General features: G+C 47.7%; 11 protein-coding genes. All 11 read right to left on the minus strand.

Annotation, left to right across the window (positions count from 1 at the left end):
• Positions 1 to 51 precede the first annotated feature (51 nt).
• The 11 genes from bcaP to FKV70_RS18560 all read right to left on the minus strand — a co-directional run bounded on the left by bcaP (position 52) and on the right by FKV70_RS18560 (position 13,418).
• On the minus strand, positions 52 to 1,461 hold the full coding sequence (gene bcaP, locus FKV70_RS18510) for a branched-chain amino acid transporter BcaP (RefSeq protein ID WP_142613773.1): 1,410 nt from the start codon (positions 1,459 to 1,461) through the stop codon (positions 52 to 54).
• Between the two features lie 418 nt (positions 1,462 to 1,879).
• Positions 1,880 to 2,458, minus strand: coding sequence for a hypothetical protein (locus tag FKV70_RS18515; protein ID WP_142613774.1), 579 nt, complete (start codon positions 2,456 to 2,458; stop codon positions 1,880 to 1,882).
• Between the two features lie 44 nt (positions 2,459 to 2,502).
• Positions 2,503 to 3,504, minus strand: a complete 1,002-nt coding sequence (floA, locus tag FKV70_RS18520; protein ID WP_269452450.1) for a flotillin-like protein FloA — start codon at positions 3,502 to 3,504, stop codon at positions 2,503 to 2,505.
• A 39-nt stretch (positions 3,505 to 3,543) separates the two neighbouring features.
• Complete coding sequence (locus FKV70_RS18525) at positions 3,544 to 4,911, minus strand: NfeD family protein (protein ID WP_142613775.1); 1,368 nt, start codon at positions 4,909 to 4,911, stop codon at positions 3,544 to 3,546.
• A 280-nt stretch (positions 4,912 to 5,191) separates the two neighbouring features.
• Positions 5,192 to 5,635, minus strand: coding sequence for a GatB/YqeY domain-containing protein (locus FKV70_RS18530; protein ID WP_063210090.1), 444 nt, complete (start codon positions 5,633 to 5,635; stop codon positions 5,192 to 5,194).
• A gap of 16 nt (positions 5,636 to 5,651) precedes the next feature.
• Complete coding sequence (gene rpsU, locus FKV70_RS18535; RefSeq protein ID WP_005547957.1) at positions 5,652 to 5,825, minus strand: 30S ribosomal protein S21; 174 nt, start codon at positions 5,823 to 5,825, stop codon at positions 5,652 to 5,654.
• A gap of 168 nt (positions 5,826 to 5,993) precedes the next feature.
• The gene (locus FKV70_RS18540; RefSeq protein WP_063210089.1) at positions 5,994 to 6,353 is read right to left on the minus strand and encodes a histidine triad nucleotide-binding protein; all 360 of its coding nucleotides are present in this window, start codon (positions 6,351 to 6,353) and stop codon (positions 5,994 to 5,996) included.
• A 159-nt stretch (positions 6,354 to 6,512) separates the two neighbouring features.
• The gene (locus tag FKV70_RS18545; protein ID WP_142613776.1) at positions 6,513 to 7,856 is read right to left on the minus strand and encodes an aminotransferase-like domain-containing protein; all 1,344 of its coding nucleotides are present in this window, start codon (positions 7,854 to 7,856) and stop codon (positions 6,513 to 6,515) included.
• A 316-nt stretch (positions 7,857 to 8,172) separates the two neighbouring features.
• Positions 8,173 to 8,580: a hypothetical protein gene (locus tag FKV70_RS18550; RefSeq protein WP_142613777.1), complete on the minus strand. Its 408-nt coding sequence runs from the start codon at positions 8,578 to 8,580 to the stop codon at positions 8,173 to 8,175.
• 261 nt (positions 8,581 to 8,841) lie between these two features.
• Positions 8,842 to 12,237, minus strand: a complete 3,396-nt coding sequence (locus FKV70_RS18555) for an AAA family ATPase (RefSeq protein WP_142613778.1) — start codon at positions 12,235 to 12,237, stop codon at positions 8,842 to 8,844.
• Positions 12,234 to 13,418: an exonuclease SbcCD subunit D gene (locus tag FKV70_RS18560; RefSeq protein ID WP_142613779.1), complete on the minus strand. Its 1,185-nt coding sequence runs from the start codon at positions 13,416 to 13,418 to the stop codon at positions 12,234 to 12,236. Before FKV70_RS18560 ends, FKV70_RS18555 begins: the two co-directional genes overlap by 4 nt.
• Positions 13,419 to 13,434: the final 16 nt, after the last annotated feature.

The raw sequence follows: 13,434 nt of genomic DNA on the forward strand, positions 1-13,434 counted from the left end.
GTTTTCATATCAAAAACGAGGCTGCCTTATTCATTTTACAATATGAAATGGTTAGTTTTCGGAATCCCGATTTAACAAAGAATTTTTTCTGGAGTAGAAAAAGTAAATAGCCATACCAATAACAAGCCAAATGATAAAGCGAATAAACGTTTGACCATTCAGATTAAGAATAAGCACTCCGCAAGAAATAATAGCCAGAATTGGAACATATGGAACTCCCGGGCATCGAAAAGCTCTGGGCAAATCAGGTTGTGTTTTTCTCATTACTATGACAGCGACCGATATCAAAATAAATGCTGATAAGGTTCCAATGTTCACCAAGCTTGCTAACTCATCCAGCGGAATCAACCCACCCATTAATGCAGATAAAGTACCAAAAAACAATGTGTTAATATAAGGCGTTTTATATTTGGAATGAACCTTTGACAGTACTTTAGGAACTAAGCCGTCACGCGACATAGCAAACATAATACGAGTTTGACCATATAGCATGACCAGCATGACGGTTGTCATCCCTAAGATGGCTCCAATATCTACGATACCCGCCACCCAATTCTGACCAGCAATCTGCAAAACCAATGACACAGGATGGGAGATACCCTCAAATTGCATGAACGGCACAATACCTGTCATAATCGCGCTAACGATTACGTACAAAAGCGTACAAATAGCCAGTGAAAAGATAATGCCACGCGGTAAATCACGAGCTGGATTTTTGGTTTCTTCCGCCGCTGATGACACGGCATCAAAGCCAATGAAAGCAAAAAATACAAGAGCTGCAGCTCCAAACACCCCACTGTAACCAAATGGCATAAACGGTGTCCAGTTATCTGGCTTTACATATTTAGCAGCAACGATAATAAACAATAAAACGACAACAATTTTAACAATAACCATGATGTTGTTGATTCGTTTGGACTCTTTTATTCCGAAATAAAGCAAGAAAGTGATCGCCATCAAAATCAAAAAAGCTGGAAGGTTAAAATAAGTAGACTGACCTTTTAAAGCTCCTGGCGCAGCAGTCAATTCAATTGGAATATGAAGACCAATTCCTTTTAAAAAGGATACAAAATATCCCGACCAACCTGCAGAAACAGCGCTGGCCGCCAACATATATTCCAAAATTAAATCCCACCCAATAATAAAAGCCAATAGCTCCCCCATCGTAGCATATGTAAAAGTATAAACAGAACCAGATACTGGAACGGTGGAAGCAAACTCGGCATAGGCTAATGCGGCGAATAAACAAGCGAGCCCTGCGATCACAAAAGATATTACCAAGCCCGGACCGGCCGTAACTGCTCCTGTACCTGTCAAAACAAAAATCCCTGTTCCGATGATGGCTCCTATCCCAAGCATGGTTAAATCAAACGCACCCAATTCTCTTGTAAGTGCTTTTTCCCCACGTGTAGCAGCGAGCAGTTGATCAATGCTCTTCTTTCTGAACAAGCTATTCCCCATCTACTCCATCCTCCTAAACATAAATTTTCACCTTTTGATGAACCTGCTAAATCACCTCGATTTAAATCAAATTTCATCTAATTATGGAGTAAATTTTCATTCGTTCTATCGTTGAGAACATTATATATAAAAAAGAAAAAATGAAAACGACTTTCGGAAAGCTTTGTTCACAATCTTACATTTGATCATTTTTCACATACTTATTTTCATAAATGGGTTTCCAAATTAGACATTATGACGTCTTTTTTGATAACAACAAATGTAAGATTAATGTAGTTTATATGAGGCCATCACATTCCTTGTTAGATAATTAGAGCATTCGTCGTTGCGTCTTTTTTTATTCCAGCATGATTACGTATTGCTAAAAATATCGTAAAAAAATCCGCCACAGCCAAAGCCGTGACGGATTCATTATCATTTAACGTCTTCCTCCACCCATATAACGCTTGGAACGCGGAGGGCCTAATATTTCTGTCCAAATTACACCTTTACGAAGATCAGACACATTCACTGCATTATGCGCTTGCGAGGTTTGCTTGGGCTCATCTGTGATTTCTCCCGAATCTCTAACATTGGATATACGATCGAAACGGGATAAAACCGATCTACGCTCTTCTTCCATAGCACGGATTCGATCCTCTAGAGTCGTACTGTTATCCGATAAATCGCGATTCATCCCTTCTTCTGTTGCTACCCCATCTCCTGCTTCTTCTATACGACGGGCTTCCATTACCGCCCGTCGTTCATTAGGAAATTGACGCTGCAATTCTCCAGTAACGTCCTGCCGACGTCGCTCTTGCTCTGGTTCCATTGTGAAAGGTCTGGTTGACGTCGAGGGTCTTCGGGAACCATGATCACCACCAAAGGTAGGCATCCCTTGTCGCGGCGGAGATTTCCGCTCTCCGCTTTGAATGCTTTTCCCCAAGAAGGATACCAGCGCAAAGCCAATCACGATCAGGATATACAAATGATCTAAGATCCAACTGATAAAGTTCATCACTCACCGCCTAACTGCCTAATTCATTAGCTATATCCCGTTAATTAATCCCGGTTCTTGTTATCATTTCCCGAGTTCTCATTCGGTTTACCTAAGGAATTACGCATTTGCGTATCTGCCTCAACATTTTTTAAATTCATGTAATCCATGACGCCTAGTTTGCCGCCTCGCAGCGCTTCAGCCATTGCCAGAGGCACTTCGGATTCGGATTCCACCACGCGTGCTCTCATTTCTACGACACGCGCCTTCATTTCCTGTTCCTGTGCCACAGCCATCGCACGCCGCTCTTCGGCTTTTGCCTGCGCAATACGTTTGTCTGCTTCTGCCTGCTCTGTTTGCAGGAAGGCACCGATATTTTTGCCTACATCAACGTCTGCAATATCAATGGATAGAATTTCAAATGCTGTCCCTGCATCCAAACCTTTGGACAATACGGTTCTCGAAATGGAATCCGGATTTTCCAGCACGTCTTTATGCGAATTACTGGAACCAACCGTTGTTACGATCCCTTCCCCAACCCGAGCAATAATCGTTTCTTCTCCGGCACCGCCGACGAGCCGATCAATGTTGGCACGCACCGTAACACGAGCTTTAACCTTCACTTCGATACCATCCTTGGCGACGGCAGCAACAATAGGTGTCTCAATAACACGCGGATTAACACTCATTTGGACCGCTTGTAGAACATCCCGTCCCGCCAGGTCAATCGCAGCCGCACGTTCAAATTCAAGCGGAATGTTAGCCCGCTGCGCGGCGATCAACGCATTGATCACTCGGTCTACATTCCCTCCTGCGAGAAAATGACTTTCCAGCTGGTTGATATTTAAGCCCAGGCCAGCTTTGGTTGCCTTAATGAGGGGATTGACAATTCGGCTTGGTGTGACACGCCGCAACCGCATAGCTACCAGCGTAATGATACCGATCCGCACACCTGAAGCCAACGCCGAAATCCACAGCATCACCGGGAAGAAACTAAAAAACACGCTCAAAACAATAATCACTACTACGACAATCAGCAAAATGCTGACAATACCCGATTCGAACACTCGCATCAACCTCCATTAATCTAATTCTTCGTTGTTTACTTAGACGCTTGCGTCTGCCTTGACGACAATTCGCCCGCCTTCTACTTTGGATACGATAATTGGCATATCTGGGGCGATAAATTCCCCGTTCGTTACGACATCTACTCGCTCATCAGCGATTAGCACCGTCCCAGCTGGACGTAATGGAGTCAGACTGACCCCCCTCTGACCTAGTAGCGTCTCCCGATTCACAACCGAAGAAAACCCTTGGTCAGCCGTCAAACTTTCCTGAAGTATAAAACGGTTCCATATCCCTCGGTCCTTGAAGACAACCGCGATAATTGCCACCACGGCAACAGCCGCTGCAAATGCAATCCCCAAAGATATAAACGCATGCTGCATGTTATATGCTGCACGGACTACACCCGCGACAAGGCTGATCGAACCCAATATACCCAGAATGCCAAAGCTTGGAACGAACATTTCAAGTATAAGCAGAGCCAGACCGATAATGAACAATAGCCATGTCTCCGAACCGCCAAAGCCAGCAATATAATTACCAAAAAAGTACAAGCCAAACCCGAGTACACCCAAAATTCCCGGCACACCAAAACCGGGTACAAGCAGTTCAATAACTACACCTGCAATACCGATAAATAAAAGCAAGGTCTGCACGATCGGATGGGTCAATATCTCGGCTGCTTTCTCAGCCCATGTGCGCTCCACATGGATAACATCATCCGTACTGTAGCCCATCCACTGGATAACTTCTTGTTCTGAAGACGCGATGTGATCCGCATAACCCAACTTCAGCGCTTCCTCACTGGTTAAAGAAATGATCTGCCCATTTCCCTTATTAAAGTTCATCTCCGGAATAGAGACCGTTGTTTTGGGATCGACCATACCTCTGGCAATATCCGGATTGCGACCGCCAGCTTCTGCAGCAGATGCCATGCTACTCTTCCACCAAGCTACCGTTTTAGGATCGGTAATAGCCTGCCCCCTGCCGTCTACTAACGCTGCTGCTCCAATAATACTCCCTGGTTTCATAGCAATCTTGTTGGCACTCAACGCAATATAGCTACCCGCTGAGGCCGCTTCGCCTTTGATATAGGCAACGGTCGGAATGGGACTGTCTTTGATCAGTTTACCCAGCTTCTCCGCTGTATCTACCCGTCCGCCGGGAGTGTTAATATCCAGTACAATCAGACCGGCTTTGGAATCAACTGCTTCTGCAAATCCACGTTCCATAAATTTGCCCAGACCTTGTTCAATTTCCTGATCAACTGGTATAACAAACACAGCTCCACCCTTTGTTTGAGCTGCCGCTGATCCAGAATAAACTAAGGGTAATAACAAAACGGATATCATAATCCACAACGTTAAAAAGATCAATTTACGGCTGGAGTGGTGATCTTGTCTATGCATTTCTTTCCCCCCTTTCGATCTTTCCTTGTTACAGCATACCAAACTTTGTTAGACAAACTATACAGTTTTCAGGATTTAATGTGAAATTATTGGGTATATTGCTAATCCTGACGCCTGTCACATACTTTACGCCTCTAACAGACCACACGTTTCACACAATTATAGATAACGCTTTCATAAAGGTGTTCCCCCACCATTCCATTTTACGGTAGACACCAAGCAAATAGAAATAACACCCTCTGTAAACAGAGGGTGTTGTGTTTTCCTGTTTGTCTCAGGTTTATTGCAGAAATTGCTGAACCGCTTGGTTCACGAGCTTACCGTCAGCACGACCTTTTACCTTAGGCATCAAGGCCGCCATTACTTTCCCCATCTCGGCTTTTGAAGAAGCACCGGTTTCCTGGATGGTCTGCTGTACAATAACTTTAATTTCTTCTTCAGAAAGTTGTTCAGGAAGGTACTGAGCGATGATCTCTATTTCTGCTTTAGTGCTTGTCGCAAGTTCATCACGACCTGCTTTTTCAAACTCATGGAGGGCATCTTTTCGCTGTTTGATCTCACGACTCAGAATATCAAGCACTTCGTTGTCGTCCAAATCCCGTTTCAAATCTATTTCAAGATTTTTAATCGTAGAACGAACCATTCGAATGGTGGAGAGTTTGAACTTGTCCTTACTCTTCATTGCTTGCTTCATATCTTCGTTCAATCGTTCGCTCAAATTCATGATTACTTAGATCCTCCTAGAACTTTCTCTTACGAGCAGCCTCGGACTTTTTCTTGCGCTTTACGCTTGGCTTTTCATAATGCTTGCGTTTCTTCACCTCAGCCAATACGCCATCCTTAGCAATGGAACGTTTAAAGCGACGAAGTGCAGCATCAATTGTCTCGTTTTTGCGAACTTTAGTTTCAGACACCAGTTTTCCCTCCCTCCGACCAGACCGTCCAAGAGCAATAACACGGTTCATCAAATTTTATTATAGGTGAAACGGAAACCAGGTGTCAACCTATAAGAAAAAATGAGTACATAGAAGGACTTTTTTTCCCTCACTTCCGCATTACTGAAAAGAATAGCTCTGTCATTTTTAAGCATGCGAGTCTGAAATACCTGTCAAGGCACCCAATTGGGCGCCGCCCAGCAAGTGATAGTGCAGATGCCCTACCGCTTGTCCACTATCCGGACCGCAGTTGTTAATCAACCGATAACCAGACTCAGCGATTCCCAATTTTTTTGCAACCTCAATCGCAACACGATGAATCTCTGCAATAAGTGGGAGATCCTCCTCCGTTACAGCATTCATTGAAGGAATGTATTTTTTTGGAATAATGAGCACGTGTACTGGCGCCGCAGGCTGGATGTCATGAAATGCGAGCACATTGTCGGTTTCCAACACCTTTTTACTGGGAATGCTTCCATCCACAATTTTCAAAAACAGATCGTCCATTCAAAACCCTCCTTTGGCAGTGAGCCGATTCTAAGCCATTAAACATAGCAGCTTGCTCTCGGCATTCAAAGTTATGTATTTTCCACACCAAACAGAAACATAACCAATCATGATTGGCTATGCCTGTGTTTCTATATGTATCATAACGGAAAATGGGGCTTAATACCAGTTCCCCTTACTAACTTCCTCTATTATAGATTTGACACCTTGATCAATTTGCTCTGGCTGAGCACGCGAAATACTGATGCGCAAAAATTTTTGTTGTTCCCTGTAGCTTGATAAATAAAAGCCTTTGCCAGCTACAACCTGGATGTTTCTCGCCTTAAGGTTGTATACCAAACGCTCTAAATTCACCGTCCTCGGCAGCTTAAACGGCGTATAAACGCCTGAGGTTACAGCTGGAGTTTGAATGTACCCGGTCTGATTGTATCGCTCCAGCGCCTTGTTCAGAATATGAATGCGCTCCGAATACAGTTTGGATATGGTGTGTTTATGACGCTCATACATTCCATTTTTAATATAGATATCAAGTGCTGCCTGAGACAGAATCGATGTGTCAACATATCTTTTATAGGTACTGAACGTCTCTAATAGGTTTTCTGGCAGGACCGCAACCCCTAAGCGCAAACCAGGGAAAATGATTTTCGAGAAGCTTTTCAAGTAAATAGTGCGCTCCGTTTGATCGTATGCGTAAATGGGATCAACAAGAGGATCAACTCCCAAATCAGCCATATAGTCATCTTCTACGATAAACACATCATATTTGGCAGCTAAGGCAGCTATGGTTTTTCGTTCCTCTGTGTTATATGAGATACCTAGCGGATTATGATGCCTTGACATCGTATAAAAAAATTTGATGTTCTCCTGCTTAAATTGATTCTCTAGCTCATAAAAATCGAGCCCTTCCGCTGTACGGGCAATCGTATTGACAGGTATGCTTTCTTCCTCCAAAAAACGCAAATAAATATCGTAGCTGGGCTGCTCGACCAGAATCTTTTCTTTACCGTTGGGAAACGGCATTTTGGCGAGTATTTCTAATGCCTGTTGAACCCCTGAAGTAACGATAATCCGATCCTTTTTTGCAAATACCTGAGTATCGGCCAAATGCGAGACGAGCGTATAACGCAATGTTTCCAGTCCTTGCGAGTCCCCGTAAGTGAACAGATGATATTTATAGGTGTCAATAGCTTGATTTAGACAATGTTGAAAATCCAGATACGGAAATACATTTAAATCCGGGGATGCTGAAGCAAAATCAACACAGTCTGAACTATGGCCATGGTGTACATCGCTGTGGGTTTCCACTACATAGTATCCGCTTTGCGGTACGGAATAAATGGCATGCTTCCTTTCAAGTTCAGCATAAGCTCGCAGAATTGTGCTTTTACTGCACTTGTATTGCTCCGAAGCATCACGGACCGATGGCAGCTTGTAACCAGATCTATATTGTCCCTCGCGAATTTTAAGCTCTATATCTAATAAAATCGAAACATATTTTTTCACGATATCCTCCTGCCTGTTTTGTACTGTACATCCTTTTTATATCCTTCATCCTTCTTATGTACCTGTATACACTTGATGTTAACATGGTTTATAGCTTCTTTTCATTAAGTTGTATAATAGGCCCAATGGGTAATGAAACCGTAGATGTGAAAAAGAGGCTGTTTCTCCATACTGGAAGAAACAGCCTTGCATAGTGATGATGTATGGATGCGCCTATATAGCACTTGTACATTACAAGAGCTGTAGGCGGGAGAGAGCAGAGAGTTACACGATAATTTCACAAACTAAGAAGATTCTAGCAACTAAGAAGATAAGTTTAGTAATAAGGCAGTAAGCTAATTGCTGTCAACGCAGCAAGTGGCAGAACCAAACGATTAAAGCGGCGACGTCCGTATGGGAATCCGTAGGCATAAGCAGGGACTGGGTAAGGGTAAGGATACGGATAAGGGTATGGAGGATAATAAGGTGCATAGCCGCCATAAGCACGGGAGCCGCATCCACAGTTGTTAGGCGGATAGGGAAGATTCACATTCTCCATTTCTTCTCCACCCATAGGAACAGCTAAGTATAACTTTTCATCATCCACATGCTCTACAATCCCGTCATACGTTGTCCCGTCTTTTACCCATACGCATACATAACGATGCATATGCTGTTGACATAGTGTTTTAGCATCCATCTGTTGCGGTGCTGTAACATTTTCGGTAGTCATGCTTTTTTCCATGGTCGTTTCCTCCTAGACTTTTGCATGTATACCGTATGTTATTCAAAAACGGGCTATGTGCTACACCAAATTGGGCGAATTCATGCTTGCAAAAAAAAGAAGCACCCCGGGAGCTCTTGGCAGAGCCCCTCTGAACGGACGTATGACGGGAAGATTTCTTCCACAGCATACGTCCGCCGGGGTGCTGTATGATTAACTTGTCGGCTTAGCTGTATTATAACAACAGTTTGAAACTGTATCTATGATCTGTATCACATTATTTCAAAATGTTTCCATAACCACACGAGAGCCTCCACCAGCTTGCTCTGCAGGCAGAACAACCAGCTTGCGTGGGAGACGGGCCCGTAATTCAGGGACATGACTAATCACACCAACAGATAGTTGATCGTGATGCAGCTTTTCGAGCGAGGTGATCACGGTGTCAAGCAGTTCAGGGTCCAACGTACCAAAGCCTTCATCCAGAAAGAAAAATTGAAGAGGGTATTGACCCCGCAACTGAATTTGAGCCGACAGCGCAAGTGCAAGTGACAATGAGGTCAGGAATGTTTCCCCGCCGGACAAGGTCGATACCGGCCGTTTAACCCCACCATTGGCATCGTCACTAATGACAAAACCACCGCTCGAATCTACTTCGAGCGCGTAACGTTGCTTAGTCAGAAAACGCAGGCGGCGTGAAGCCGATTGACTGACCTGCATAAGCTGCTCCTCGGCAATATATTCAACGAAGGCATTACCGCGAAAAACCGACTGGAGCTTGGACATTTTCTCTGCCTCACTACGCAGGTGTATACGATTGGACTCCAGCTCCATCCAGCGGACGTGCCGACGCTGCAAGTCCTCTAAATCACGCTCAGCCTTGGCGCGATTCTGAAGCGCCTCTTCGTCGCTTGCACGACAATCACGCAGCCTCGCAGTGGTCGTTTCCCACTGTTCCTCTGTTACTGTTGCTCCATTCAGCTGCTCCTCGACATGCTTTAAGCGGGAAGTCAGCTCCTTCTCCCGTTCTCGATGCACACTCACTTCATGTTCATAACGTGCTGCTTCTTCTGGTCCCAGGCAGCATTCCACGACCTCCGCTTCCGTAGCAAAAGAGGAAGCTTCCAGACGGGTGCCCCAACGGGATTCTGCCGTCTGCCGTCTTTCTTCTGCCGAGTCGGAAGCCTGGCGCGCGATCAGTGAAGCATGAACGGCCTGCTGCTTGCGTTCTTCCGCTTCGGCACGGCGTCGTGCTGCCGCTTCGGCCCCATTTTTTAGTCCCAGCAAGCGTGAGGTCGCTTCTTCCAGCAATGAAGCTGCTCGGCCTTCTCCAACCCACTTTTGGAGCTGTTCTAACTTTTCACGCAGCAGCTCATCTTTGCTTTGCAGCCCTGTACGACGGGCAATAATGATTTTGTCTTCCTCGATGATGCTTTGCTGTATCTGCTGTACACGCACTGCCTTTTCTTCGAGGAAGGTGACACTTGTCTCCAGCCGGGACCGCAGCTCCTCCGTACGTCGGTCGCGCTCCTGCATGGCGCGATAACGCTCCGCAGCTTGGTCCGGGCCGACATCCGGCAGCTGCGCCGCCCATTCGGCGCGCAGCCCCTCGCTGCGCGTGGTACATGCCTCGCGCTTGCTCCGCGCCAGCGCCAGCGCTGTCACCGCCGCCTCCTGCTCGGCGGCTGCACGGATACGGCGCTGCTGTCCGGCGGCGTCTGCCTCACGCAGTGCCTGTGCCTGGGCAGGCAGTGTATGCGCGCGAACTGCCAGCTCAGCCGCAGCGCGCTCCAGCGCTGCACAGCGCTCCGCCCATGCAGCGACACCACGCGCCACAGTTGGCGCTGCCAGGGGCGCAGTTGGCTCGCCCGTGGCGGCAGCGCCGCTGTCTGTGGCGGTAGGCTGCACCAACAAGCTGCGCTGCTCGTGCAGCTGCTGGCGCAGCGTAAGGCGCAGCTCCTGCAAGCCAAGCCGCAGGCGGTGCAGCTCATCAGGCGCGGCGGAATCTGCGCTATGGGACGCAATAGCGGCAGGCGCAGGATGATGCAGAGAGCCACACACTGCGCATGGCTCTCCTTCGCGCAGCTCGGTAGCGAGGTGCTGCGCGAGACGCCCGAGCTCCTCGGCACGAAGCTCATGACGCAACTGCTCCTCCTCGGCAGCCAGTGCTGACACGTCGGCTGTAATTTCCGACTCCAGCGCCAGCAACGCCTCAATGCCTTCAGCCGCCTGGGCAGCAAGGACAGAACGTCGTGCCTCGGTCTCCTGTGTCTCCTGCTCCATTAGCTTTAGACGTTCGTCTGCTAGCGCAAGTCGTTTCTCCTGAGTTAAATACTCCTGTTCAGCTTCACGCCATTGCTCATGCGCTGTCTCCAGCTGTTGCAATCGCTGCATTGCCTCTTGCAGCATACGCCGCTCATCTGCCCGCACTTCATTTTGCTTTAGCTCCTGTTGAAGCTCCTGCTGCCGCTTCAAACCTCGTGTCTGTAACTCTTGTTCCTTTGCAAGAGCTGCGGCATGCTCCGCAAGGGTTTGTTCACTATGTGCTAGTTCGGCCGCCAAACGCTCCCGTTCGGTCCGCAACACTTCCGTATCACGTTCCAGTTGAAGTGCCTGCTCCAATTGATCGATACGAAGCAATAGCTTTGGTTCTTCGGCACTGAGTACTTGCCGCGCCTGCTCATCTGCTTGCACAGATGCAAGCGCCGCCTCCGCTGCGGAGGCAGCCAGGACTGCCATTTGTTCAGCATTCTTTTGTCGTTTGTCTGCATCGGCAACGGCTTCCTTCCAATCCGTCAGTGCAGGCAGCAACGTCTCCGCTGCAGATGCTTGTCGCAGCTTGCGCTCCAGCAAAGCAATGCCCGGCTCCTGTCTTGCCATCTCCTCCAGCTCGTTCACTCTTTGGCTAAGCTCGATAACTAGCTCCCGTGTTTTATTCAGCGCCTCCGCTTCCTTTGCAACACGCTCCAGCTCGCGGCGTGAAGTCTCTGCATGGGCAATTGCTTCTTGGAGGCGCTGCTTTACTAGCTCAAGCGCTTCAGCACTCGCATCCCCCAGCCCTTGCTGCTCCGCCTCCAACGCTTTCAGGGCGATGTCGTTGTCCTTCACACGGCGGCTCAGTTTTTGTGCAAGTTGATCTCCGTACTTTTCCAGATGGAACAAGCGCTGCAGCATCTGTCTGCGCTCACTGCCCTTTAAGGACAAGAATTCCGCAAACTTCCCCTGCGGTAATACGACAGCGCGTGTAAAATCGTCCATTTTCAGGCCAATATACTCCTCCACACAGCGTGTCACATCCTGTACCTTATCAGCAAGCACTTCCTCGCCATCTTCTGTGTATGCAATAAAACGGCTAAGCGTATTATTAACCGATACGCCTCCTGCACGTTTGAAACGTCTTTCTACACGGTAACGGCGAGGTCCTTGAGCTGACATTAATTCAAACGTAAATGCTACAGACAACGTATCCTCGGCATGGTTCATAATGCCTTGTGTACCATTCACCGCCCGCTCCACTTTACCATACATAGCCAACGTAATGGCATCCAGCAACGTTGATTTACCGCTACCCGTTGGACCAAAAATTCCGAACAGTCCCGTTTCGGTCAAATCGTCGAAACGAATTTCCTGCGACTCCCGGTAGCTTTGCAACCCCGCCAGTTTCAGAAGGATCGGTTTCATACATCACCCTCCTCAGCCTGGTCTCTTGCATCATCCTGTTCTACCAGTTCCAGAAATAACTGTACTAATCCGTCATCCGGCTGTGCTCCGCCCGTTTGTCGTTGGTAAAACGCCCGAAACAGCTCATGAACCGGTAATTCTGAACGTTGGTGTTCCAACTGTGCTACAGCCATTTCCGGGTACACAGGGCGAATATGAATGATGCCTTCACGGCTTTTGCGCAACCGTTGAATATCTCCCATCGACATTGCTTCATCCAGTGTAATTTCCAGGTCAATAAAGGCATCCGCATCCAGTCCTTCGTCCAGCCAACGATATACCTCCTCCAGACCTCCCCGTGCTCGCCACCGCACTAGTGGGCGTCCACTGGTAATATACAGTTCTTCAACCTGTGCTGGCTTGCCGGCAATCACGTCAATTAACGTAACCGATTTGGCTTGTCCAGCTTCGGAAAAGCTATAAGCCAGCGGAGAGCCACTATAACGCATCAGTCCATCGCCCTTCACATATTGGGGACGATGCAAATGCCCCAGAGCCGTATACTGCGCTCCAATGCTCAAAGCAGACGGATCTACGGTATAGGCTCCCCCGACCTGAATCGGGCGTTCCGAATCCGACTCCAGCCCGCCAAGTACATAAATATGGCTCATCGACAAATTAACCGTATCGGGCCGAAATGCTGTACCCAGCTGCGACATCAGCATCCCCACACGGCGGCTATAGGCCTCACGTAATATGGTTTCATCTCCGTCTTCAGACAATAGCTCATTCAGGCGAGACTCGGAGGGATATGGCAAGGCTGCAATACATGCCATTTCATCCGTTCGTGGTGTATGGACGCGCACTGCTTCCCCATGAGGCAGCCCCAGTAATGTAATTCCGCGCCCGCTTACCAGCGGGGTGACTGAGGCTACCCTTTCCGGCTGATCATGATTGCCCGCAATGACCACTAACGGTCTTCCTCCAGCTGTAAGGCGCGCAGATGCTTCATAAAACAATTGTTCTGCAGCGGCCGAAGGATTTACCGAGTCGTACACGTCCCCAGCCATCATAATCAAATCCGCCTGCTGGTCGTCAGCCATTTTCACCAATTCTTCCAAAAACGCCTCCTGCTCCTTCAGACGGCTGCGCCCTTCCAACGTACGACCCAAATGCCAATCACCTGTGTGCAAAATCCGCATGCTATTCCCCTCTCCT

The organism is Paenibacillus ottowii, assembly GCF_006874425.1.
Lineage (GTDB): Bacteria > Bacillota > Bacilli > Paenibacillales > Paenibacillaceae > Paenibacillus > Paenibacillus ottowii.

Excerpts from the sequence above, each read along its gene's own strand:
- FKV70_RS18560 (WP_142613779.1), bottom strand. The coding sequence starts at position 13,418 with ATGCGGATTTTGCACACAGGTGATTGGCATTTGGGTCGTACGTTGGAA.
- bcaP (WP_142613773.1), bottom strand. The coding sequence starts at position 1,461 with ATGGGGAATAGCTTGTTCAGAAAGAAGAGCATTGATCAACTGCTCGCT.
- FKV70_RS18515 (WP_142613774.1), bottom strand. The coding sequence starts at position 2,458 with ATGAACTTTATCAGTTGGATCTTAGATCATTTGTATATCCTGATCGTG.
- FKV70_RS18555 (WP_142613778.1), bottom strand. The coding sequence starts at position 12,237 with ATGAAACCGATCCTTCTGAAACTGGCGGGGTTGCAAAGCTACCGGGAG.
- FKV70_RS18550 (WP_142613777.1), bottom strand. The coding sequence starts at position 8,580 with ATGGAAAAAAGCATGACTACCGAAAATGTTACAGCACCGCAACAGATG.
- FKV70_RS18540 (WP_063210089.1), bottom strand. The coding sequence starts at position 6,353 with ATGGACGATCTGTTTTTGAAAATTGTGGATGGAAGCATTCCCAGTAAA.
- FKV70_RS18525 (WP_142613775.1), bottom strand. The coding sequence starts at position 4,911 with ATGCATAGACAAGATCACCACTCCAGCCGTAAATTGATCTTTTTAACG.
- FKV70_RS18530 (WP_063210090.1), bottom strand. The coding sequence starts at position 5,635 with ATGAATTTGAGCGAACGATTGAACGAAGATATGAAGCAAGCAATGAAG.